The 22,148-nt window shown below is 42.2% G+C and carries 21 protein-coding genes and 1 other annotated feature; of the genes, 5 read left to right on the forward strand and 16 right to left on the reverse strand.

Annotated elements, in window-relative coordinates; translation table 11 throughout:
• Positions 1-33 precede the first annotated feature (33 nt).
• Positions 34-1,029: a glycosyltransferase family 4 protein gene (locus tag AS29_RS15590; protein ID WP_231889960.1), complete on the forward strand. Its 996-nt coding sequence runs from the start codon at positions 34-36 to the stop codon at positions 1,027-1,029.
• Between the two features lie 1,168 nt (positions 1,030-2,197).
• Here the strand turns inward: AS29_RS15590 and AS29_RS15595 are convergent.
• Together AS29_RS15595 and AS29_RS21825 are read right to left on the reverse strand one after the other, a co-directional pair.
• Positions 2,198-2,566: a hypothetical protein gene (locus AS29_RS15595; protein WP_035409276.1), complete on the reverse strand. Its 369-nt coding sequence runs from the start codon at positions 2,564-2,566 to the stop codon at positions 2,198-2,200.
• A 21-nt stretch (positions 2,567-2,587) separates the two neighbouring features.
• Positions 2,588-2,851 (reverse strand): hypothetical protein, encoded by a 264-nt coding sequence (locus AS29_RS21825; protein WP_231889961.1) that lies wholly within the window; start codon positions 2,849-2,851, stop codon positions 2,588-2,590.
• Between the two features lie 329 nt (positions 2,852-3,180).
• On the opposite strand from AS29_RS21825, the gene AS29_RS15605 reads away from it, so the two are divergent.
• Entirely contained in the window at positions 3,181-4,422 is a 1,242-nt protein-coding gene (locus tag AS29_RS15605) for a sialidase family protein (protein ID WP_231889962.1), read from the forward strand.
• A 47-nt stretch (positions 4,423-4,469) separates the two neighbouring features.
• On the opposite strand, the gene AS29_RS15610 is transcribed toward AS29_RS15605, so the two are convergent.
• From AS29_RS15610 to AS29_RS15635, 6 genes are all read right to left on the reverse strand, one after another.
• Entirely contained in the window at positions 4,470-5,648 is a 1,179-nt protein-coding gene (locus AS29_RS15610; protein ID WP_442854539.1) for a putative glycoside hydrolase, read from the reverse strand.
• 238 nt (positions 5,649-5,886) lie between these two features.
• Positions 5,887-6,831 carry an ABC transporter ATP-binding protein gene (locus tag AS29_RS15615; protein ID WP_035409281.1) on the reverse strand — a complete coding sequence of 315 codons (945 nt, stop codon included), beginning with the start codon at positions 6,829-6,831 and terminating at the stop codon, positions 5,887-5,889.
• A gap of 1 nt (position 6,832) precedes the next feature.
• A complete protein-coding gene (locus AS29_RS15620; RefSeq protein WP_035409282.1) occupies positions 6,833-7,876 on the reverse strand; it encodes an ABC transporter ATP-binding protein in 1,044 nt (347 codons plus the stop codon).
• A gap of 15 nt (positions 7,877-7,891) precedes the next feature.
• Positions 7,892-8,923: an oligopeptide ABC transporter permease gene (opp3C, locus tag AS29_RS15625; protein WP_051860740.1), complete on the reverse strand. Its 1,032-nt coding sequence runs from the start codon at positions 8,921-8,923 to the stop codon at positions 7,892-7,894.
• Positions 8,920-9,852, reverse strand: coding sequence for an oligopeptide ABC transporter permease (gene opp3b, locus AS29_RS15630; RefSeq protein ID WP_035409284.1), 933 nt, complete (start codon positions 9,850-9,852; stop codon positions 8,920-8,922). The genes opp3C and opp3b overlap by 4 nt, the downstream gene beginning before the upstream one ends.
• Before the next feature lie 129 nt (positions 9,853-9,981).
• Positions 9,982-11,670 carry a peptide ABC transporter substrate-binding protein gene (locus tag AS29_RS15635; RefSeq protein WP_035409286.1) on the reverse strand — a complete coding sequence of 563 codons (1,689 nt, stop codon included), beginning with the start codon at positions 11,668-11,670 and terminating at the stop codon, positions 9,982-9,984.
• 379 nt (positions 11,671-12,049) lie between these two features.
• Here AS29_RS15635 and AS29_RS15640 point away from each other — a divergent pair, with 379 nt between their 5' ends.
• Positions 12,050-12,403 (forward strand): DUF3899 domain-containing protein, encoded by a 354-nt coding sequence (locus AS29_RS15640; RefSeq protein WP_035409288.1) that lies wholly within the window; start codon positions 12,050-12,052, stop codon positions 12,401-12,403.
• Positions 12,404-12,447: 44 nt separating this feature from the next.
• Positions 12,448-12,663, forward strand: a binding site (T-box leader).
• A gap of 65 nt (positions 12,664-12,728) precedes the next feature.
• Complete coding sequence (gene trpS, locus AS29_RS15645) at positions 12,729-13,727, forward strand: tryptophan--tRNA ligase (protein ID WP_035409290.1); 999 nt, start codon at positions 12,729-12,731, stop codon at positions 13,725-13,727.
• Positions 13,728-14,185: 458 nt separating this feature from the next.
• On the opposite strand, the gene AS29_RS15650 is transcribed toward trpS, so the two are convergent.
• The 5 genes from AS29_RS15650 to AS29_RS15670 form a co-directional block, all read right to left on the reverse strand.
• Positions 14,186-15,529, reverse strand: coding sequence for an MFS transporter (locus AS29_RS15650; protein ID WP_035409291.1), 1,344 nt, complete (start codon positions 15,527-15,529; stop codon positions 14,186-14,188).
• Between the two features lie 153 nt (positions 15,530-15,682).
• The gene (locus AS29_RS15655; RefSeq protein WP_035409293.1) at positions 15,683-16,435 is read right to left on the reverse strand and encodes a YjbA family protein; all 753 of its coding nucleotides are present in this window, start codon (positions 16,433-16,435) and stop codon (positions 15,683-15,685) included.
• A 101-nt stretch (positions 16,436-16,536) separates the two neighbouring features.
• Entirely contained in the window at positions 16,537-17,322 is a 786-nt protein-coding gene (locus AS29_RS15660; protein WP_035409295.1) for a DUF2268 domain-containing protein, read from the reverse strand.
• Between the two features lie 116 nt (positions 17,323-17,438).
• Positions 17,439-18,677, reverse strand: a complete 1,239-nt coding sequence (fabF, locus tag AS29_RS15665) for a beta-ketoacyl-ACP synthase II (RefSeq protein WP_035409296.1) — start codon at positions 18,675-18,677, stop codon at positions 17,439-17,441.
• Positions 18,678-18,717: 40 nt separating this feature from the next.
• Positions 18,718-19,650: a beta-ketoacyl-ACP synthase III gene (locus AS29_RS15670; RefSeq protein WP_035409298.1), complete on the reverse strand. Its 933-nt coding sequence runs from the start codon at positions 19,648-19,650 to the stop codon at positions 18,718-18,720.
• 172 nt (positions 19,651-19,822) lie between these two features.
• On the opposite strand from AS29_RS15670, the gene AS29_RS15675 reads away from it, so the two are divergent.
• Positions 19,823-20,074 (forward strand): hypothetical protein, encoded by a 252-nt coding sequence (locus AS29_RS15675; RefSeq protein ID WP_035409300.1) that lies wholly within the window; start codon positions 19,823-19,825, stop codon positions 20,072-20,074.
• Positions 20,075-20,311: 237 nt separating this feature from the next.
• On the opposite strand, the gene AS29_RS15680 is transcribed toward AS29_RS15675, so the two are convergent.
• The 3 genes from AS29_RS15680 to AS29_RS15690 all read right to left on the reverse strand — a co-directional run bounded on the left by AS29_RS15680 (position 20,312) and on the right by AS29_RS15690 (position 21,983).
• Positions 20,312-20,497, reverse strand: a complete 186-nt coding sequence (locus AS29_RS15680; protein WP_035409302.1) for a ComZ family protein — start codon at positions 20,495-20,497, stop codon at positions 20,312-20,314.
• A 77-nt stretch (positions 20,498-20,574) separates the two neighbouring features.
• Positions 20,575-21,216, reverse strand: a complete 642-nt coding sequence (locus AS29_RS15685) for a hypothetical protein (RefSeq protein WP_035409304.1) — start codon at positions 21,214-21,216, stop codon at positions 20,575-20,577.
• A gap of 32 nt (positions 21,217-21,248) precedes the next feature.
• Positions 21,249-21,983 (reverse strand): hypothetical protein, encoded by a 735-nt coding sequence (locus tag AS29_RS15690; RefSeq protein WP_035409305.1) that lies wholly within the window; start codon positions 21,981-21,983, stop codon positions 21,249-21,251.
• Positions 21,984-22,148: the final 165 nt, after the last annotated feature.

A 22,148-nucleotide genomic window follows, 5' to 3' on the forward strand; every position in this document is an offset into this window, starting at 1 on the left:
TTAAACCGGATAAGGGCAAAATCACTGGCGAACATGGGAATTGAATCCCATCTTCTTTACCTTTTCAACGCAGAAGGTAAGAAAAACATCATAGGTATTACTACTCATATCACAAATGATGACACGAAAATAAAAGAAATATTGGATCAAAATCAGTATGATGTAATCGTCGTTTGCACAGATTTTTATTTAATGGAAAGGGTACGGAATCTAGGTTATTCCGGAAAAATCATATATGAAGTCCAAGGTCTTGGCATACCCAGTGAAGCAACTGCAGTAGTCGATCAGGCTGTTCCTTACATCAAATCATATGCTCAAGCCATTTTATATCCGCAGACCTCACATCTTATTCGTTTATTTAATAGTAAAATCCCTGATACTCCGCAATACTGTTTTGACAATCCATTGGATATCCATGGATTTGGATATAGAAATCATGAAAAAATCAGCCAGCCAATTATCGGGTGGGTAGGCAGACTGGAACCTAATAAAAATTGGTCATTTTTTTTAGAACTTTGTTCACATTTAGTTAAATGGAATAATAATCTCCAAATATGGATGTTTGGAGATCTCAAATTGAGTGCTGATGATCAAAAGGAGGAATTTAAAAAACTTACGGAACAACTTCACCTTACCTCTCATTTGATTCATCATGAGGACGTCCCCAATCATGAAATGGCTGATTTTTATTCAAAAATTGGCGATTCCGGCGGATTTCTTAGTTCCACATCAATTCTGGAAGGATTTGGATACAGCGTCTCAGAAGCTTTACTGTGCCGTTGCCCTGTAGTAGCGACCGATTCGGATGGAATCAAAAGTTTCATTATTCATAACTGCACAGGAAAGATTAATCCTCAAGGAGACTTGATGCAAGCTGTCAATCATGCTAAAGAAATCATCATTAACACTGAGGCTAGAGAAAAAATTCGGGAGCAGGGTGTTCTCCATATTAAACAGAATTTTTCACCCGAAAAGTATGGGAATTCTTTTAATGTTATGCTCAGATCCCTTGGAATCATTGGACCATAACATTAATGAATTGGAGAGAAGCAGAACTTACGGTAGCACTTTTTTTGTAATGCTCTAACAAACATGCCCGCTGTGATAAGCTCTTCTGACGTTCAGTTTCCTCATAGGCGATCCTCCTCATAGCTTTTTTTGAGCATCAGCCTTAACCTGGTTTCTCTGAGAGATTTCATACTCTGTTCAATTCAATATGTTTTTCAAAACAATCAGCTTTACACAAACAATTAAGGATCACTTTCATCCAACCTAATCGAAAGGAGAAAAAACCCGCCGAGAGTATTTCAATTTTAAACTAGCATAAAAAATGACACACTATAAAACACCTTTGAAATGGTTACACCACCACTACTATTCGAAGGTGTTTTTGCGTGGGCAAAAACACCTATTCTAGTGAAATCAAATGGGTGTAATTCGAAATAAGTTAACACGAATTTATCGACCAAACAGCTAATGGATAAATATGAAAAAAATTAATTTTCAAATTAAAACTTAGATACGGTGGCATAGAAATGGAGAAATCCATCGGTTTGATCAGCTGATTGGAAAATAGAACTCCTATAAACATGAATCTGATACTACCACAGAAGAGAAACGAAGGAACCGTCAGATCTTCCATTTAAAGATGGAGAATGAAATCATAATAAAGTACTTGAAAGGATGTGTTTACAGATGCATATCAGAACGCTGTAACGGAAAATAAAGCAGTAAGCAGGATGTCTAGAAGGGGAAATTGTTGGGTCATGCCGTGATTGATTTCTTCCAATCTCATTTAAAAACCGAGGAGTTCTAAGACTGCAAGATCCATCCATTCCTTTTCCAACGTAATATCAATATTTTCGAGGATATTCTTTACTACAACGAAAGAATCCAAGCAAAATTAGGCCACCTGACCCTTTTTGAATTTCGAGTCACGGCAGCCTATTAGGGTGTTTTAAATGTTTCTCAGTTCGCTACGGTAGTGCTATTAGCCAAATAAATTAGGAATGAAGTGAAAGATGCGAGAGTTCTGTGGGAATTGAGGGACAGGTTATATTCCGTATGCCCTGCGACGAAAATCCAAGCCCCTGCCACTCGGCAAGCTCGAAATACGCCATACCATAACTCTATTTAATACAACAAAGCTTGCAAAAACACCATTTATTTTAAAGTCACTAATTAAAAATTCTCTTTTTTACAGAACAGCAGGCAGAACCGTAAATTCTGACTGGAGAACTCTTTGATTTTGCACAAGATTCCCGGATTCATCCAATCCGAATACCGTCAAAATTGTTTCTTCTTCAGATGGACTGATTACACTGATTTCCAGTTCATATGCAAATACCCCAGGAATAGAAAACTCACGAATATCAACTGTACCAGCCGGCACAACGTAACCATTTACATAGAGCGGAGTCATAATAGGCGATTCAAGCGTATAGCGAAGTTCAACGACAATGGTCGCATCATCCACTAGACTAAGGTTTCTAGTATTTACAACTACCGTTGAAGCTGCCGTACCCGTTACGCGTGTATTCGTAATAACCCCTGTAAAATAGTTCATTTTTCATTTCACCTACTATTCTTAATCTGTGTAAGCAACAGCATTAAAACTTTCAGGGCCAACCCGGGTTACTCCAAGCCCAGTTACACTGAGAAACATCGTGTACGTTACAGGTCCTCCTGCTGGTACATTGAAATCTGATCCGCTGAACGATAAAACTTGAGGCCCTATAATGTTTAAATCAAGAGTCTGTGCAGCAGAATAAACAGCCAAATCCGAGGGGGAAGTTCCTCTTACAATGGTGGCGGTAGCCTGGGCAGTAACAGGAAGCAAAGGAAGCTGCAATGAAACGGTCCCTTCGAAGGTGACACGGCTGTTTGCTCCCGCACTGCTTAAATCCAGTGTTAACTGGCCTGTCAGCTGTGGAGTCCCTGTTACCAGAACCCCAATGGAATTGGCATAGCTTGCATTTTGAGAAGTTTTGGCATCTACAATTCTAGCTATATGGATCTACTCCTTTCATGGAATTGCTATAGTTTATTAATATAAAGCAAAAGTGTCTGTATGTTTGCTGATTTTCCTGTCCATTTTATGTAAGTTGATTAACCTGTCCATTCCATGTTTAGTTACTCAGCATAACATTAACTAAGAGACAGTTAAGGAGGAGACCCTACTTGCCGATTTTTAATTTTCAGGTTACCCCCGATGGCCTGCCCAAATTCGAACCCAGTATCGCGGTTAATCTTTTAAGCACAAACTTTATGGTAGCAGTCGCAACCGATAATTCAACCGGTCTTCCGAGAACAGGCCTTTACCGTTCAGTGGATGGAGGCGCAACCTGGTCCAATTCGATTCTTCCTCTTCCAGCTCCATTTACAGGAGCGGAAGCAGCGATGGTTGCTTACGTTTTTCCAGCCACATTTGTCGTTTCTGCCCATGCATTTCCTGGTGCAGAGAGCGGTACTACACTCGTTTATAAATCAACGGATAATGGAGTGACATTTTCGAATCCAGTTGTCGTCGGACCTGGTTATGGTACGTATATTAATAATGACGAAACTAATATTACAGCGGACAACTCACAGTCCAGTCCATATTTAGGCAACATTTACGTTACCTATAATCATCAGTTTAACGTACAAAATATTGGAGGATCAGTCGCCTTTTTCAATCGTTCAATCGACGGCGGCAATACGTTTCAAACTCCTGTGCTTCTCTCTGACGAAGCCGAACAAGTGGAAAGGCCTGATGTGACCGTTGGTTTTACAGGGAATGTATATGCCGGATGGATAACAACCGACCCTGTTTCACAATTTGACATCAGAAGATCTTTGGATGGAGGCGCAACCTTTGAGCCTACGGTGATTGTATCCGATGTTGTACCAGTACCAACCGTTTTGCCTGTTCCAGGATACGCCTTCAGGGTACTGACATTCGCCAATTTAGGAACCGATAATTCAGTAGGAATTAACAATGGGAGCGTTTATGCTGTATGGCAGGATTTTCGACAGGGTTATTCGGATGTTTTCTTATCTAAATCATCAGACGAGGGATTAACATGGAGTACTCCAATAAGTGTAACAAACGCAATCCCTGGTTCCCAAAACTTCTTTCCTGCGATTGATGTTGACCCGTTGATTGGAACGATCAACATCATTTATTACAGCAATCAATTGGATGGATTTAACCTCGATGTCTTTACCGCAAGATCCACTGACGGAGGGCAGACCTTTGTAAACCAAAGAATTACGTCCACTTCCTTCAATCCTAACGGAACCAGTCCAACTCCTGTCCCGCTGATTGGAGATTATATAGACATTGCATGTGTTCCTGCAGGCGGATACATCGGAGTATGGACAGATACGCGAACAGGCTTTCAAAATATCTTTGCAGGATATAATACAGATCCGGTATGAATTAAAAAACACTTGGGCTGGATTTCCCAAGTGTTTTTTCAGCGTTCTCATTTAAGCGGCGTATAATCGACGCCCTCAGTATAGCGGTTGCTTGCATTCCATAGAAGAAACTCATTGATTCCTTCCTCATTTAACGCTTTTATTTGTGCTTCTACTTCAGGTTTGCCATATTTCAAATAGTTGCCCTTCCCTAAATAAGAAGCCGTGAAATCCTGCAGCCATGGACGGGAAATCGGTCTTGTTTTCAGGTCGCCAAGCTTCTCATTCTCAAGCTTTGCATATTCCTTAACGAGCTTATATGGCTCCGTATCCGGTTTTTCAATCCCGAAATATGGGCCCCAGTGGCTTGGATAAATCATGGATGAGATGACATCGACATTATCCGAAATTTTTGAGAAGTTCTGTCCGATTCCTGGCGCTTCTGGCAAGGTTGCAGAATAGCCAAAAATATCGACGGACACTTTCACACCGTACGGCTTCAGCTTCTCACGTGCATATTCCGTGAAATCTGTTACAGCCTGTACCCGTTTCTGAGTGTTATCACGGCTGTCCTTTTCGTAGTCTCCCTCACTGTATGAAAGTACTTTATCCTTCGTTTCAAAACCCTCAGGGAATCGGACATAATCAAACTGGATTTCTTTAAAACCCATTTTTGCTGCTTCAATCGCTGCCTGTACATTGTAATCCCAGACTTCTTTTACAAATGGGTTCACAAATTTAGCGCCTGTACCATTCTGCCAAACCTGTCCGTCTTTCTTATAGGACCACTCGGGCTTTTTTTCTGCCAGCACATTGTCTTTAAACACGACAATGCGGCCGATCGGATAAATCTTATGATCCTCAAGCTTTTTCATCATTGCCTTTGGATCTTTTATGTAAGCTTTGCTAATGCTGTAGAACGGAGATTTCTTATCTGGATGAAACGTAAAATTTCCGGAATCGTCTTTAACATCGATCACCATGCTATTTAATTCGGTATCGTCCATCAGTTTTATGAGGGAATCCATTTTTTCTCCGCCGGCAGATGTCCCAGTGATGTACACGCCTCTTACCGCATCTGGATATTCAAACTTGAAACCAGAATCATAAACAAATCTCGGCATGTTACCGGGCAATTTCTTTTCTGGAATGATAACCTCATTCAGTGCATGGGAAGAGCCATTGGCTGCTTGAGCAGGTTGAGCTGCGAATGCGGTTCCTGCCAAGGACATCAAGACAGTCAGAATAGTGATTTTCTTTTTATCCGATTTTTTCAAAATCCGGTTCCTCCTTAATAAACACTCTATGTAAAAAGTATAGGGAAGTTTTTCAGAGGTTGATAGAGGATATACCGCACATTATGGATAAATAAAAAACGAGCCAATCCGCCTAGTAATATCCTAAAATTTTCTATTCTCAATGCCTTGATACCTGTACAGTATAAAAAAACGCACAGACCCATCCAGGTCCGTGCGTTTTTATGAACTAAACAATAGCAGCATATTGTTTTTGATATTGAACGAACTCTTCATTTGAACACATAACGAAGTGTCCTGGTTTCACTTCACGAAGCTCCATCTCTTCTCCAGGCTGTATTTTGTGTTTAGAAGGCTCATATGCCCTTCTTACACGCGTGCGCTCGTAATCAGGATCCGGAAGAGGAATTGCTGATAGAAGGGATTGTGTATAAGGGTGAATCGGATTTTTATAAAGCTCATCTGCATCGGCAAGCTCTACTAATTTCCCATAATACATAACCCCAATACGGTCACTGATATATTTCACCATGGATAAATCATGGGCGATGAATAAAAACGTTAACCCTTTTTCCTTTTGAAGCTTTTTCAGCAGATTTACAACCTGAGCTTGAATGGATACATCCAAGGCGGAAATCGGCTCATCAGCGATAATGAATTCCGGTTCCACTGCTAGAGCGCGTGCAATCCCAATCCGCTGACGCTGTCCGCCGCTGAATTCATGCGGATAACGGTTTGCATGCTCACGATTCAAACCTACCGTTTCCAAAAGCTCAACCACCCGGTCCATCCGTTCTTTAGATGTTTTAGCAAGCCCGTGAATATCAATGCCTTCTGCAATGATTTCAGAGATCTTAAGTCTTGGGTTTAACGAAGCATACGGATCCTGAAATATCATCTGCATTTTTCGATTGAATTTCTTCAGATCGGATTTGCTCTTTTTCCCGTGAACATTCTCCCCGTCAAATAAAACTTCCCCACCTGTAGCATCATACAGGCGTATGATCGTACGGCCTGTTGTCGACTTTCCGCAGCCGGATTCTCCAACAAGGCCGAGGGTTTCCCCTCTGAAAATATCAAAAGTCACGTTATCTACTGCTCTGACTTCATTGGATTTTCCTTTATTAAAGTATTGTTTTAGATTTTTTACTTCAAGCAATTTTTCTTTTGCCATCTTATTTTCCCTCCTTCAATTCAGGGAACTGACGCATTCTCTTTTTGACCGCTTCAGGCGGTTCAACTTTCGGTGCATTTTCATGATAGAGCCAGGAGGCAACATAATGAGAATTTGAAATTTTAAAGAAAGGCGGCTGCTCTTCCAAATCAATTTTCAAGGCAAATGGATTACGGGCAGCGAATGCATCCCCCTTCGGCGGTGCAAGCAAGTCAGGAGGTGTTCCCGGAATAGAGAACAGTTCGTCTTCCTTCGAATCTAGATCTGGCATGGAACTGATTAGGCCCCATGTATATGGATGCTTAGGATTATAGAAAATCTCGTCAGCTGTACCGTATTCCACGATTTTACCGCCATACATAACAGCTACACGGTCTGCAACGTTGGCAACCACACCAAGATCATGCGTAATAAAAATGATAGATGTATCAATCTTCTTTTGTAGTTCTTTCATCAAATCAAGGATTTGCGCCTGAATCGTAACATCCAAAGCAGTTGTAGGTTCATCAGCAATCAAAACCTTTGGATTGCACGCGAGCGCGATTGCAATAACTACACGCTGTCTCATACCGCCCGAAAATTGATGAGGGTATTGCTTAAAGCGTTCTTCCGGCATTGGAATTCCTACCAGCTTCAGCAGGTCAATCGCACGGCGTTTAGCTTCTCCCCGGCTTAGATTTTGGTGACGGATAATCGGTTCCATGATTTGCTTTCCGACTGTCATAGTCGGATTTAAAGAAGTCATCGGATCCTGGAAAATCATCGAGATATCTTTTCCGCGGATTTTTTGCATTTGTTTATCTTTCAGCTTCGTTAAATCCTTACCTTCAAAAAGAATGCTGCCATTCTTAATTTCAGAGTTGCTTTCAGGAAGCAGTCTCATAATAGATTTAGTCGTTACTGATTTTCCGGAACCGGATTCTCCTACAATTGCAAGGGTTTCCCCTTTATATAAATCAAAACTCACATTACGAATGGCTTGAACTTCCCCGCCAAACGTATGGAAGGAGATTTCAAGGTCTTTAACTTCTAATACTTTTTCCATTATTGGACACCTGCCTTAGTCGCGCATTTTTGGATCAAGCGCATCACGCAATCCATCTGCAATCAAGTTGAATGCTACCATTAGTATGGCAATCATAATTGCCGGAATAAACATTTGGTATGGGAATAAGATCATACTTCTGAATCCATCATTTACAAGTGTTCCAAGTGATGCATTTGGATCCTGCAGACCCAATCCAATAAAGCTCAAGAAGGCTTCAAAGAAAATGGCATTCGGAATACTGAACATTGTATTAATGATCATAACCCCAAACATGTTTGGAAGCATATGACGAAAAATAATCTTTGCATTGGAAGCTCCCAATGTTCTGGAGGCAAGCACAAATTCCTGGTTTTTCATTCTTAATACGGAAGCCCGTACTACACGAGCCATTGTTGTCCATCCTGTAATAGTTAAAGCAATGATAATAGGAATGATACCAGGCTTTAGAATCAAAATCATAAGGATTACCACAACTAGATTTGGGATCCCCACAAGGATTTCAATAATCCTCTGCATAAAGCCGTCTACTCTTCCCCCAACATAACCGGAAATCGCACCGTACGCCACTCCAACGAGTAAATCAATCAATGATGCAACAAAGGCAATTAAAAGAGAAATTTGAGTCCCTTTCCAGATCCGGGCGAAGATGTCACGACCAAGCTGATCTGTTCCGAACCAGTAATATTCTTTAACTTGACGCGTCTCAGTCTGATAAGCATTAATAACTGTGCCATCTTTCTTCTTAAGTTGCCCATCAAATGGAAGCCAGCTTACATTTTCAATTCCTTGAATACGCGGAGGCAGATTTGCATGTTTCGTATTTTGCTCACGTGCACTGTGAGGAGTCATAAAAGGACCCGCAAATGCCATGATTATAATTAAGAACAGGACGACTAAGCTAACAATTGCGGCCTTGTTTTTTTTAATACGCAGCCAGCTATCCTGCCAATAGTTCAAACTTGGTTTTTCAATTCGTTCGCTTTTTGAAGAATCAAGCGGGGCAGGTAGGAACAAGTCCTGTGATCTCTTTTCTGTGTTTATCATTTGCTACTCCCCCCACTAACACGGATACGCGGATCAATTAATCCATATAAAATATCCACTAATAAAATGACAACTACAAACAATGTTGCGAAAAGAATGGAGGTTCCCATAATTACCGAATAATCATTCATCATGATGGATCTTACGAATGCCTCTCCAATTCCGGGAATACCAAATATTTTCTCAATAACAAGTGAACCAGTCATTAATCCGACAGCTAACGGTGCAAGTACCGTAACAACTGGAATAAGTGCGTTCCTAAGGGCGTGCTTCACAGAAATTTGAAAGCTGCTGGCACCTTTTGCTTTAGCTAATGTAATATAATCTGAATTTAATACATCAATCATCTCAGTACGCATAAAACGTGCGGCAATTGAAATCGGGAACATGGCAAGGGCAATAGTCGGCAAAACGCTGTACTCCGGTCCGTTCCATAGCATAACCGGAAACCAGCCAAGCTCACGTGCAATATAGTATTGAAGCAATGCAGCAAAAACAAAAGATGGTATAGACTTACCGACAACCGCAAAGAATGTAGATCCGTAATCGATCCATGTGTTTTGTTTAAGAGCTGCGATCACCCCCAGAAAAATACCAATAATTGTTCCAAAAAACATGGCCTGCAAACCAAGAGTGGCAGAGGGACCAATTCCTGCGGAAATGATCGTGGTTACTGGAGTGTTATTAAATTGGAAGGATGTACCCAGGTCGCCTTTCAGCATTCCGCCCATATACCTCGCATATTGTACAGGCACGGGATCGTTCAACCCATATTTTTCATTCATAATATGAAGCTGTTCCTCCGATAGTTTTTCTGCAGAGTTAAACGGGCTTCCAGGGATTAGTTTCATGAGGAAAAAGGTTGCAGATATTACAATGAACAATGTGATAATCATATAAACAATACGTTGCAAGATGTATTTTGTCATGATGCAGACACCTCCTAATTAATGCATTATTCAAGAAATTTCGACAATTTAACGATAGGTAAAAAGAGAGTATATTTCTATACTCTCTTCTACTGTTCATAGAAAAATAGTTTTTGCTATTTAATTGACTTATTCGCCTTCAATTGTTACCCATTGGTAGCTGTACTCGCCACCGATGTTGTGATGAACAAGACCTTTAACTTTTGCTTTTATAAGTACGTTTACAGAACGCTGGTAAAGTGGAGAAAGTGCTACATCCTCTTCAAGAAGAACTTTTTCTGCTTGAGCGAAGATTTCAAATTGCTTATTCAGGTCAGTCTCTTTATCAGCTTGTTTAATTAAATCATCGAATTTAGGATCAGAATATCCCATTTTGTTTTGAGCTCCGTCAGTGATCCAAAGATCCATATACGTCATTGGATTTTGGTAATCTGGTCCCCAACCGCCATTCAATAGGTCATAATCCATTTTGTCTTCAAGATCCAATTTAATTTTGAAAGGTACACTCTTAACTTCAACTGCCAAACCTTCAAGTGTTGTTTCTAACTGCTCTTTCACGAAAGAAGCTTCAAGTTTAGCTGTTTCAGTATCCTGGCTCAAATATCCAAGGGATAGTTTTGATTGGCCAAGCTCTTTTAAGCCTTGTGCCCAAAGTTTTTTCGCTTCTTCTTTGTTTGTTTCAAGATATTTGCCTGTTTCACGGAAGTCTTTTCCGGAATCATCAGCTGCAAATTCTTTTGGAACGATACCGTCAGCAACGATTGAACCGTTTTGTAATACATCGTCAACAAGCGCTTTTCTGTCAACTGCAAGTGCAATTGCGCGGCGGATGTTTTGGTTTTTAAGAGCCGGGTTCTTTTGGTTCATCTTAATCCACCATACAGATGGCTCAAGGAATCTTTGCATTTGATCATCACCCTCGTATTGAGAGATGATTGCAGCAGTTGCAAGTTTAGGAGTTTTATCTACTTGACCAGATTCAAAAGCATTTACTGATGCTTGAGGATCTTTAGAAACGTTGAATTGAATATTTTCTAGTTTTACATTTGCAGCATCCCAGTAATCTGCATTTTTCTCAAGCTTCCAAGAAGTTGCTTGAGGGCCGCCCCAATCAGTCATTTTGAAAGGTCCGTTAAATACTAGGTTTTCTGCATTTGTTCCAAATTTAGCGCCTTTTTCTTCAACAAACTTCTTGTTTTGCGGGTAGAAGGATGGGAATGCCATCAATTCTTTGAAATAAGTAATTGGCTTTACAAGTTTAACTTCAAGAGTGTGCTCGTCAACCGCTTTAACACCTAGCTCTTCAGGTTTAGCAGATTGGTCATAAACCTTGTCAGCATTAGCGATTTTGCCGATCATCATGTATGGTCCGTAAGGAGAAGCAGTTTTAGGATCTAGAGCGCGCTGCCATGCAAAAACGAAATCGTTTGCTGTTACAGGCTCGCCGTTTGTCCATTTAGCATTATCCTTAAGTTTGATTGTGTAAGTCAGCTTATCTTCACTTTCAACCGGATCTTCACTAGCAACAGCCGGGATAGCCTTTTGGTCTTTATCCAAGCGGTAAAGTCCTTCGTTAACGTTATTAATGATTTCGAAGCTTGCTGCATCCTCAGCCATAACGCTGTCCATAGAAGGAAGCTCAGCACTTTCAAAAACTTTAAGTTCTTGAGGTACAGCTGGTGTTTCTTCTTTTGTGCCATTACCGGTATCCTTAGGCTTAGTGCTTGCTCCTTCTTTATTGCCGCCGTAGCAAGCAGTCAAGAACAAACTCAGGACTAAAGTAAGTACTACTAGAAGTGAAAATTTAGAATTTTTCACTTGTTTGACCCCCTTTTATTTTCTGATAATTCTTACAAGGATTATTATACAAGCTTTTAAATATTTGTACATGTGTTTTTTTAAAAAAATTTACACAAATGCAATAATACTAATAATTCAGGCCTATAAAAATAGTTCTTTATACCTAGTTGTTTCGTTTTATATTTCAGAGATTTTTTTAAAAGTTGCTAGCTTAACCTTGACAAGCAGGGTGTCTGTAAAAAATAATTAATGTTTATGTAAAGAGAGTGTAAGATTCCCTATGCATAATGGTAAAATATAGGGATATAAATGTGTGTGCTACTTTTCAGATATAATGAACCACACACAAAATATTATGGCTATACTAGTATTATTCATAAGGAAGCGGTGATTTCAGATGAAAAAAAGCGCCTTTATTTTCCTTGGCGGGTTGACTGTCTCTGTTATTGGATGTTTTCTCTACTATAGAGAACTCACTTTGCTGGGATTTATTAATTCATCATTTATAGTTGGCGGCATACTCCTTTTTATTTCTTTATTCGGAACAGTGGCACAAAGCGGATTCTTCGACGCTGCTACATATGGGATGAGAAGGGCCTTTAAAATCAACGGAAAAGAAATGGATAAAGATGAAGCTCAGAGTATTCGTCCATTTTCTGAGCTCGTATCCTTTTCCGTTTCTCCTCTTCTATTCGCCAGTCTGGCATTGCTGGGTTTAATGCTGATCGGGCTTGGCATATACTACGTATAGTTGCACGAAAAGCATTTCTTTTTTATAATATGTATCAGTTAAATGTACCGGCGAAGATAAAGAGTAGTACACGGATCATTCATTTGCAGAGAGCCTGAGGCTGCTGGAAATCAGGCATTGAACTTCGTGGAATGGACTTTTGAGCCGCATGCCGAAATTGAAGTAGGCAATGCCGTATGTCCTGCGTTAAAGGATTTTAAGCGGCTTTCCGTTGGATCGGAGAGCAATCAGGGTGGCACCACGGTTCATTCGTCCCTTCTTCAGGGATGAGTGGGCCTTTTTTTGTTTGGCTTAACACAGAGCCATAATTTATGCAGCAGAGGAGATGTTTCTATTGAAAACCATTTTTTCAGGTATTCAGCCGAGCGGAGTTGTGACTTTAGGCAACTACATCGGCGCCATGAAGCAGTTTATTGAGCTTCAAAATGACTATAACAGCTATTTCTGCATCGTGGATCAGCATGCCATCACGGTTCATCAGGATAAAGCTAAATTGCGCGAAAGCATCCGCAGCCTTGCTGCCCTATATGTGGCGATCGGGCTTGATCCGGAAAAAGCGACCCTGTTTATCCAATCGGAAGTGCCTGCGCACGCTCAGGCAGGATGGATGCTTCAGTGTGTTGCTTATATCGGGGAGCTTGAGCGCATGACGCAATTTAAAGATAAGTCATCCGGTAAGGAAGCAGTTGCTGCAGGATTGCTAACGTATCCTCCTTTAATGGCAGCAGACATCCTTTTATACGGAACCGATCTAGTACCGGTTGGGGAAGATCAAAAGCAGCACATCGAATTAACAAGGGACTTAGCGGAGCGCTTTAACCGTAAATACAATGATATTTTCACAGTGCCTGATGTCAGGATACCAAAAGTTGGAGCCCGCATTATGTCACTTGCTGATCCTCTCAGAAAAATGAGCAAATCCGATCCGAATCAAAAGGCTTTTATTACTCTGCTTGATGAGCCTAAGCAGATCGAGAAGAAAATCAAAAGTGCTGTGACTGACTCGGAAGGCATAGTAAAATTTGATAAAGAGAACAAACCAGGTGTTTCCAATCTTCTATCCATCTACTCTATTTTCACGGGATTAACGATTGAAGAACTGGAAGCGAAGTATGAAGGAAAAGGCTATGGAGATTTTAAAGGAGATTTAGCTCAAGTCGTAGTTGACGAAATTGCTCCGATTCAGGAGAGATACTACGAACTGATGGAATCCGATGAACTTGACCGTATCCTTGATGAAGGAGCAGAACGAGCGAATCGCGCAGCGAATAAAATGCTTCGTAAGATGGAAAATGCAATGGGATTAGGAAGAAAACGCAGATAATTTGAAGATAGCTCAGCTTAGCTGGGCTTTTTTTATTCGAGCAGGTTTGAGGGAAAAAGAGCCTTTCTAAAAAGTCTTACTGAGAGGAAATGATCGAACCCCCCTGGACGTTGTGAAAGCTTTCCCAGGGGTGTAATTTTATATAGGTACTCAGAACAATTATGGTTAGGCTGATTGGAGCGGAAGGTGCGCGACTCCTGCGGGAGCAGCGGGACAGGTGAGACCCCACAGGCGCTTGCGCCGCGGAGGCTCACCGCCCGCCCCGCGGAAAGCAAGCAATCTGAAGCGGAAATCAGCCAAACCCAATCTAAATTCTAAAGGCGGAAGCGCTTATTAACAGCTCCTTTTTCCACTTATTAATTTCCTGAAATCCTCCAGTTCAGTGGCTCCAAAACAGAAATCCCCTGTTCCAAAACTCAAAAAGATGCCCGGCCGCGAGACCAGACATCACCGTTTGTTTACATCGAGTGACCAGAATCATTGGAAATCTCCACTTTCTCCGCCTTCAGCTCTGATTCCAAATGGGAATCCTTTGATGACTCTGTCATCCTCCAATAAGTAAAAAAACTAATGGCAATACAGAGAGCGACATAGACGTAAAACAGCCATTCCACTCCCATACTCTTCATCCACAAAGCAATGAATTCGGCTGTTCCACCAAAGATTGCAACGGTTAACGCGTAAGGGAATCCAACACCCAGTGCCCGGATTTGGGTAGGAAACAGCTCGGCTTTTACGATGGCATTAATGGATGTATAGCCGGTCACAATAATAAGCCCCGTCATCATAAGCAAAAACGCGCCTGCTGGATTTTGCGTTTGCTCGAGCAGCAGGAAGATTGGAACGGTAAAAATGGTTCCGAGTATCCCAAAGCACATGAGCAGCGGCCTTCTTCCAATTCGGTCTGATAGCATTCCCGCAAGCGGCTGCAAAATAATAAAGACAAAAAGGGCAGCAAAGTTGATCCAGCTTACGGTTTCTTTTGGAATGCCTGATGTATTAATCATGAATTTTTGCAAATATGTCGTATATGTATAAAATGCAACCGTTCCTCCAAGTGTCAGACCGACTACTGTCCATACTGCTTTCGGATACTTCATCAGCACCTTGAGAGTCCCTGCATTCGTTCTTTTTTCTTTCCCCATTTTTTCGAATTGATCAGACTCGTCCATGGATCTCCGCAGCCATAATACTGCAAGCGCCCCCATTGCCCCAATTACATAAGGTATGCGCCATCCCCATGAGTTCATATCAGGTTCACTTAATACTTGCTGAAGAATAATTTGAACACCCAATGCGGTAAGCTGTCCGGCAACCAGCGTGACGTATTGAAAACTTGAATAATATCCGCGGCGGCCCGAACTGGCCATTTCGGATAAATAAGTAGCAGATGTACCATATTCTCCGCCCAGTGAAAGACCTTGGAGAAGCCTAGCAAGAACAAGAATGACTGGAGCCATGACACCGATCGAACTGTAGCCAGGTGTACAGGCAATGATCAAAGATCCTGCTGCCATAATGGTGATGGACAGCGTCAGCGCAGCTCTTCTCCCATGACGATCCGCATATCTTCCCATTATGAGACTGCCGATCGGCCTCATTAGAAAGCCGACAGCAAAAATGGCTGCCGTATTAAGCAGCTGGCTCGTGGAGTCTCCTGCTGGAAAGAATTCTGCTGAAAAATACACAGCGAAAGCGGAGTAAACATACCAGTCATACCACTCGATTAGATTTCCGACCGATCCTTTAAAAATATTGCCTGTTATGCGCTTTGTACTTGCATAGTCTGCTGCTTTTGCCATATTTATGCCTCCTTGAAACGAATTTTTTTATAAAGAAAGCGCTTTATCTTCTATTATATCGTACCACCTGGAAGCTGACTGTAAGCCTAAACACACAAAAACCCCCTGCACCCAGTCTTCAGCCGGGGTTATCAGGAGGCTTGTCCATTGCATTTAATTTACTTTCGATTCGTGTTCGGTATCCCATAATTTCTCAAAAAAGGGTTGTCCTTTAACAAGATGCTCGCATAGCGACATATGCTTCGGCGACCACCCATTTACGGTTTCACTGTATAGCTTTTGGAAGACATCCTGAAATTCCATGGAACGGATTTGTTCATACTCCTGCGGATTCCATTCTGTGTACCAATATTTTATTTCTGCCGTATTTTTTGTGGTTTGGAGCTGATCCAATGCCATGAATAGAAGCTGTTTTAGCTGCCGTTCCTTACGGGTCAGTCCTCTCATGTGATCAGGGGCCAGAGACAAAATATGAAATTCCTTTTCTTCCCCATGCAGCGGCCCCTGAAACGGATAATCATCTGCCTCTACGTCTTTCACCATCTCATAGACAAGCTGTTCCTGTCTTGGAATCAACCGGCTTTTCCGTACAGGGATGCTATAGCCGATTGTGTCAATTGCAATAATTCCTTGTCCATCTGTAACGACGAAGCAGTAATCCAGTTGGATTCGTTCATGATTTTTCCGGATGTAGGCTTTTTGGTGAATGTCTTTTAGGAGGCTCTGCGGAATCTCGGAAAGATCGTTTTCGATATACCGGAACAGCACTTGATTCACCTTGAGCAAAGGAACTTGATCCAGAAGCTCAACACTGTCATCCTTTCGCCATTCGTGGAAATGGCACACGTTGTATCCATTTTCTTCTCCCTCAAACCAATTTACCCATACATCATGAAGAAACAACATTTCTTACCCCTCACCTTCTCATCTGTTTGTCAATCAGTATAGGCAGGACGAGCAAAAAATATTCCAGTTTCTGCAGATTATGGGCGGATTTTCTTTCGCCTTTACTCCTCTATATTAAGGGCCTTGATTATGCGTTCGGAAGGCGTTTTGAAAAGACTCTCCGTCATCGAACCTGTATCTTTCATATAGAATTTAACGGCATAATACCCGGCTGTATAGCCAAGCATTTTCGGGTACATTCCAAGACCGTATATCATTTTATCGAATTGCCGGTCCTCCTGCTTGAGGGACTGGTTCGGAAGGATGTGCCTTTTCCAAAATTGGCGAAGCTGAGTATCCTGATAAAGTCTGGTCCAGCTGGCTGTTTTATCCTCGCCAAGCAGTTCCCGGACGGCATTTTCAGCAAGTCCTTCCATAATGACTACATCAGCCAGCGTATAGTCCTTTTCTTTTTTCGGATCCTTGGCTAACCGGCAAATATGATGATATTCATGAATCAGCAGGGCTTTAATCTCTTCCTTAGGAACGTCTGGAGCCAGAAACAGAAACAATTTATCATGAAAAGCGAGTCCAGATTTCCCGCCGTACTCCCGCTTTATTTTCCCGTTTGATAGATCACCGGGCAAAATAAAGACCGGCGCATCCGGACCAGACCATTTCTTGCGAAGAGCTTCAAACTCTCCTTTAATGTAGGGCAGGATTTTCTCTTCCTTAATGGTTTGCATCGTCTTACGAGCAGACTGGCTATTTCGGTAAACCCCGAATGGAAGCAATGACTTTATTAGTGCTTTTTCACTCCGGTCAGGGAAGTACGGTTTCAGCTTTTTGGCAAGCCCATCCAGGCTCAGCTCTTCTTCAAACCATTGGTCCGTTCTAATTACACCCATCTTCATCCCCCCTTTTTTAATGTATGAAGGGACGGGTTAATGTGGGAAGGGAATTTTCTTTTTAACGACCAGTGTTAAATAGCAAAAAGCTGCCGATTCAATCGGCAGCTTCTAACTTACTCGTATTTTTTAAACAAGATCGTTGCATTATGACCGCCAAAGCCAAGTGAATTGCTGAGAGCCACATTCACATTTGTTTTGCGGGCTTCATTTGGAACGTAATCAAGATCACATTCCGGATCTGGATTTTCCAGGTTGATGGTTGGAGGAATGATTCCTTCCTTAATCGAAAGTACAGCGAAAATGGCTTCAACTCCGCCAGCTGCTCCAAGCAAATGGCCCGTCATGGATTTCGTTGAGCTTATTGCCACTTTTTTCGCATGGTCTCCGAATACTTCTTTAATGGCCAGTGTTTCAAATTTATCATTATAAGGCGTGCTGGTTCCATGAGCGTTGATGTAATCCACATTTTCCGGCTTAAGATTTGCTGTTTCAATTGCCTGTCTCATTGCACGGACTCCTCCTTCTCCTCCTGGAGCCGGAGCCGTAATGTGATAAGCATCGCCTGTTGCACCATAGCCAACGATTTCTGCATAGATTTTAGCACCGCGTGCAAGAGCGTGTTCAAGCTCCTCAAGCACTAGGATCCCAGCTCCTTCACCCATTACAAAACCATCACGCTCTGCGTCAAACGGACGGCTTGCTTTAGCAGGATCCGGATTGGTGGATAGCGCTTTGCTTGAGCTGAAACCGGCAAAAGCCATTTGTGAAAGCGGTGCTTCTGCTCCTCCGGAAATCATCACATCCGCATCGCCGCGCTCTATGACACGGTATGCGTCACCAATGGAGTTCGTACCTGTCGCACAGGCAGTCACTGTACATGCGTTAAATCCTTTCGCTCCCAGTGCAATGGACACCTGGCCGGCTGCCATATCAGGAATCATCATCGGCACAAAAAACGGGCTTACGCGTTTAGGTCCTTTTTCCATAAGAATCCGGTGCTGGGTTTCGAATGTTTCCATTCCTCCGATTCCGGATCCTACCCATACTCCAACCCTTGGAGCATTTTCATCTGTAATTTCAAGGTTTGCATCTTTTACGGCCATCATAGAAGCCGCTACTGCATATTGCGTAAAGCGGTCCATTTTTCTTGCTTCTTTTTTATCCATGTATTGTTCAGGATCAAAATCTGTGATTTCTCCGGCTACTTTTGCCGGATAGTCATCCGCATTTACACGCGTAAGCGGCTTGATTCCGGAAACGCCATTGATCGCATTTTCCCATGTTGTTTCAGCATCCAATCCCAGAGGACTGACAGCCCCCAGTCCAGTAACCACTACTCTTTTCTTTTCCATATAGAAGACACCTCATTTTCCATTAAAATAGTTTATCTTTTTAACGTCCCCATCTCATGGCAATGGCGCCCCATGTTAAGCCGCCTCCGAATCCTACCATGACAAGCAGATCTCCGTCTTTTATTTTACCAGCTTCCAGCTCTTCTACAATACTTAGCGGAATAGAAGCTGCGGATGTATTTCCAAATTTGTTTACTGTCTTAGACATTTTCTCAGGCGGAAGCTCAAGGCGTTCTCTCGATGCTTCCATGATCCGGATGTTCGCCTGATGAGGAACAAGCATATCTACATCGGCCTTTGTCAATCCGGCTTTGTCGAGCACTTTAACGCTGGACTCGCCCATTTGCCTAACTGCAAATTTGAAAACCTCGCGGCCGTTCATGATAATAAATTCTTCCTGGTATAAATGCTTGCCTCCCGAACCGTCTGCTCCCAAATCGAAAGAAAGGATACCTTTCCCTTCAGAAACAGGTCCAAGAATCGCTGCCCCTGCTGCATCTCCAAAAAGAACAGCCGTATTGCGGTCTTCCCAGTTTGTCACCTTAGAAAGCTTTTCAACGCCTACAACCAAAATGTTTTTGTAGACACCCGTTTCAATAAACTGTTTTCCTGTGACAAGACCGTACATAAAGCCTGCACATGCAGCACTAATATCCATTGCAGGAATTTGGCGTGCTCCCAGTCTCTCCTGTATTCGGCATGCAACCGAAGGGAACGGCTGATCAGGTGTTACGGTTGCTACAAGAATCATATCCAGTTCTTCCGCCGTAATTCCGGCATCTATCAGTGCTTTTTCAGCAGCCATGAAGGCCATATCAGATGTATCAATATCATCGCTTGCAATGCGTCTTTCCTCTATTCCAGTCCGGGTACGGATCCATTCGTCCGACGTATCCATACGTTTCTCAAGGTCGTGATTTGTAACCACATTTTCAGGGATATACCGGCCAATTCCGATAATTCCAGCGTTCATATGTGCAGCCCCTTTAGTATAGAAATTTTTAACATCATATATTATGACTTGGTACTAATTTTAGCTCATATCGTTTAATTTATCAATAAGACTAATGCATTCGTCCATGCACATTTGTCTCCCCTTCATAGATTATTATCAGCAGAACTATATTGCCGGGAAGGTGAAAAGAATGGCAAGTCCCCCAAAAAACAAGTTTGATCAGCTGATGTTTGGAAGCCGCCAGGAAAAAATCGATAAAAAAATGGATGAAGCACCTAAAGATTCGATGTCTGATTCCAATGAAGACGAAGATCAGCTTGAATACATGAAAATCATGATGCAGGTTGATGATATTATGGGGTCCCTTAAAGAAATGAAGCCTATGTTTAAAAAACTGTCACCGATGCTGGATATCATAAAAAAGAAATTCAGTGAAGAATGAAAAAAAGGCTTGAACTGCCTTTTCCGGGTTCAAGCCTTTCTATTATTTTGGCTTTGTTAAAGCATTATGCTGATCTATTAGCACCTGTTGATTGGAGCGGAAGGCGTGAGACTCCGTGCCGAGAGCAGCAGGACAGGTGAGACCCCGCAGGCGCAAAGAGCTGAGGAGGCTCACCGCCTGCCCCAGGATAAGCGAACGCCTGCTAGCTGCAATCAATAGCCAAGTCTAACAGAGCCATTATTTTAAAGCGTCCTGTTTACCTAAATCATACGCCTCAGCCATTACTTTGTTGAATAAACCAAGCAAAGGCTGGATGTGTTCCATAGACAGCTCCAGGCCAAGTTCATCAAGCTGCTGTTTTGCTTCAGGAAAATATTTCATCGCAATCTGCATAAATTCCATTTGTTTTTCGTGCTGATCCATATTATTGTATCTCCTTTATTTAAATAATCCTGCTTGTCCAGCGGGTTTCTACTACTACTATATTCGTAAATCCTCCATCAGACAAGCGCGGATGAGCCATAAAGAAAAGGATACTGCTCCATATGCTTCTTCAGTTCTTCCAGTCCCTCCTTTAAAGAGGTTTCCTGAGCGAGAGGATACAGTTCCTCACTGCGAACACCATTTCCCGGGAGATAAAATGATTGGCCTCTGAAATCCCTACTTGCCAATTCTGCGATTGTTTTAGCCGCATCTTCAATATACAATCCAGGATTATCTTTAAAAGGAGGGACTTTAAAATCTTCAGCCCTCCAATTTGTCAGCTCTTCCGTTACAGGCTGCCATGGTCCGTACATACTCCCTGCATAAACAACCGCAGTGTCGTCTCTGTCGTTTTTTCTGGCTTTGCTTCCCCTCTCAATTATGAGAAGCGGGAAATCAACTTCATCGTGATGCTTCAGCCACTCTGCTTCACAAACCGCCGCTTCACACGATGTCAAGTCAGGATTTTCTTCCACGCTAACCAATTCAATTAACGCGTTCCTTCCTACTGTCATCCACATTTCTTCCATTCGCCGTTTTTCCAGACTGTTCTTTCCATGTTCATAAACAGCAAGAACTTCAACACCTTTTTCGAGCCACTCCATGCACAGTGCGAAACCAAGAAACGTCTGAGCTCCCAATACGGCTGACTTCTTCATGGGTTCCCTCCTAATCATGATCTTCCTCTTTTTTATAAATTTTTCTGATGCAGCGAAAAGTACTTAATAACAGATTGATGGATCCGGTATGGCTGCTCGCCCAAATGCAAGATTAATTCGATTGGATAACCTTGTTCTTTTCTATGCTCTTCAAATGCTTTACTGTGTTTATGATAGGGGAATGGCGTCCCGCTCATCCGGTCCCATATCTTAACCGGAATTGTGGATTCAAGCTGTTTAAGAGAGCGAAACGAATAATGCTCCAATTCCTTTTCATCGATTTCATAGGCTGCTGCTATTTCTCTTGTAAGGCGTTTATAAAAAAGCTTATTCATCTTCTCATCCTGAAAATAGCTCTGCAGATCTAAACACGGGTTAAAGAGGCCGATTGAGCGCAGCTTCTCAGGGCTTCTTTCCATTAGCTCAATTGCCGCAAGCGCCCCTGTGCCCTCTGCCAGAAGGTGAACCTTGTCATTAATAATTTCTTTTTTAGGAAAAAGATACAGGAGCTTTTCTGCCAAATCGCTTGCTTTTGGCGATCCCCAATGGCTGCCATGCAGATTGGACTGAATGAGAGTAAAGCCTGCCTTCCTCAGAGCGGCAAGCAGCTGTTTGCGCCCTAGATGCTGCATCCAGAAACTTGTATGCCCATCCACAAAATGATTTTTATCGCCTAAAATCAATATTCCGAAACCGTTCGGCTGATAAGGAGTATGAATAACCGTCCATTCTGACTCATACTGAAAAAAACGATCATAAATTTCCATGCTGCTCACCGCCTTTCCTTTTCAGAGATGTGCCCGCTTTATCTTATGACAGAGAAAACAAATGGCGTGGGAAGGAGCCCACCCTCTCTTTAGGAAATTCTATGGCTAACGGACAAATCCTTGTCACAAATGTTTCATTTCTAACCTTTATTGTCTAATTTATGT

Origin of the sequence: Bacillus sp. SJS (assembly GCF_000732485.2) — a bacterium.
Taxonomy (GTDB): domain Bacteria; phylum Bacillota; class Bacilli; order Bacillales; family Bacillaceae; genus Metabacillus_B; species Metabacillus_B sediminis.

Excerpts from the sequence above, each read along its gene's own strand:
- AS29_RS15690 (WP_035409305.1), bottom strand. The coding sequence starts at position 21,983 with ATGGAAATTTATGATCGTTTTTTTCAGTATGAGTCAGAATGGACGGTT.
- AS29_RS15620 (WP_035409282.1), bottom strand. The coding sequence starts at position 7,876 with ATGGAAAAAGTATTAGAAGTTAAAGACCTTGAAATCTCCTTCCATACG.
- AS29_RS15685 (WP_035409304.1), bottom strand. The coding sequence starts at position 21,216 with ATGAAGAAGTCAGCCGTATTGGGAGCTCAGACGTTTCTTGGTTTCGCA.
- AS29_RS15675 (WP_035409300.1), top strand. The coding sequence starts at position 19,823 with ATGGCAAGTCCCCCAAAAAACAAGTTTGATCAGCTGATGTTTGGAAGC.
- AS29_RS15595 (WP_035409276.1), bottom strand. The coding sequence starts at position 2,566 with ATGAACTATTTTACAGGGGTTATTACGAATACACGCGTAACGGGTACG.
- AS29_RS15640 (WP_035409288.1), top strand. The coding sequence starts at position 12,050 with ATGAAAAAAAGCGCCTTTATTTTCCTTGGCGGGTTGACTGTCTCTGTT.
- AS29_RS15590 (WP_231889960.1), top strand. The coding sequence starts at position 34 with ATGGGAATTGAATCCCATCTTCTTTACCTTTTCAACGCAGAAGGTAAG.
- AS29_RS15670 (WP_035409298.1), bottom strand. The coding sequence starts at position 19,650 with ATGAACGCTGGAATTATCGGAATTGGCCGGTATATCCCTGAAAATGTG.
- AS29_RS15660 (WP_035409295.1), bottom strand. The coding sequence starts at position 17,322 with ATGGGTGTAATTAGAACGGACCAATGGTTTGAAGAAGAGCTGAGCCTG.
- AS29_RS15680 (WP_035409302.1), bottom strand. The coding sequence starts at position 20,497 with ATGGATCAGCACGAAAAACAAATGGAATTTATGCAGATTGCGATGAAA.
- AS29_RS15615 (WP_035409281.1), bottom strand. The coding sequence starts at position 6,831 with ATGGCAAAAGAAAAATTGCTTGAAGTAAAAAATCTAAAACAATACTTT.
- fabF (WP_035409296.1), bottom strand. The coding sequence starts at position 18,677 with ATGGAAAAGAAAAGAGTAGTGGTTACTGGACTGGGGGCTGTCAGTCCT.
- AS29_RS15650 (WP_035409291.1), bottom strand. The coding sequence starts at position 15,529 with ATGGCAAAAGCAGCAGACTATGCAAGTACAAAGCGCATAACAGGCAAT.
- opp3b (WP_035409284.1), bottom strand. The coding sequence starts at position 9,852 with ATGACAAAATACATCTTGCAACGTATTGTTTATATGATTATCACATTG.
- opp3C (WP_051860740.1), bottom strand. The coding sequence starts at position 8,923 with ATGATAAACACAGAAAAGAGATCACAGGACTTGTTCCTACCTGCCCCG.
- trpS (WP_035409290.1), top strand. The coding sequence starts at position 12,729 with ATGTTTCTATTGAAAACCATTTTTTCAGGTATTCAGCCGAGCGGAGTT.
- AS29_RS15655 (WP_035409293.1), bottom strand. The coding sequence starts at position 16,435 with ATGTTGTTTCTTCATGATGTATGGGTAAATTGGTTTGAGGGAGAAGAA.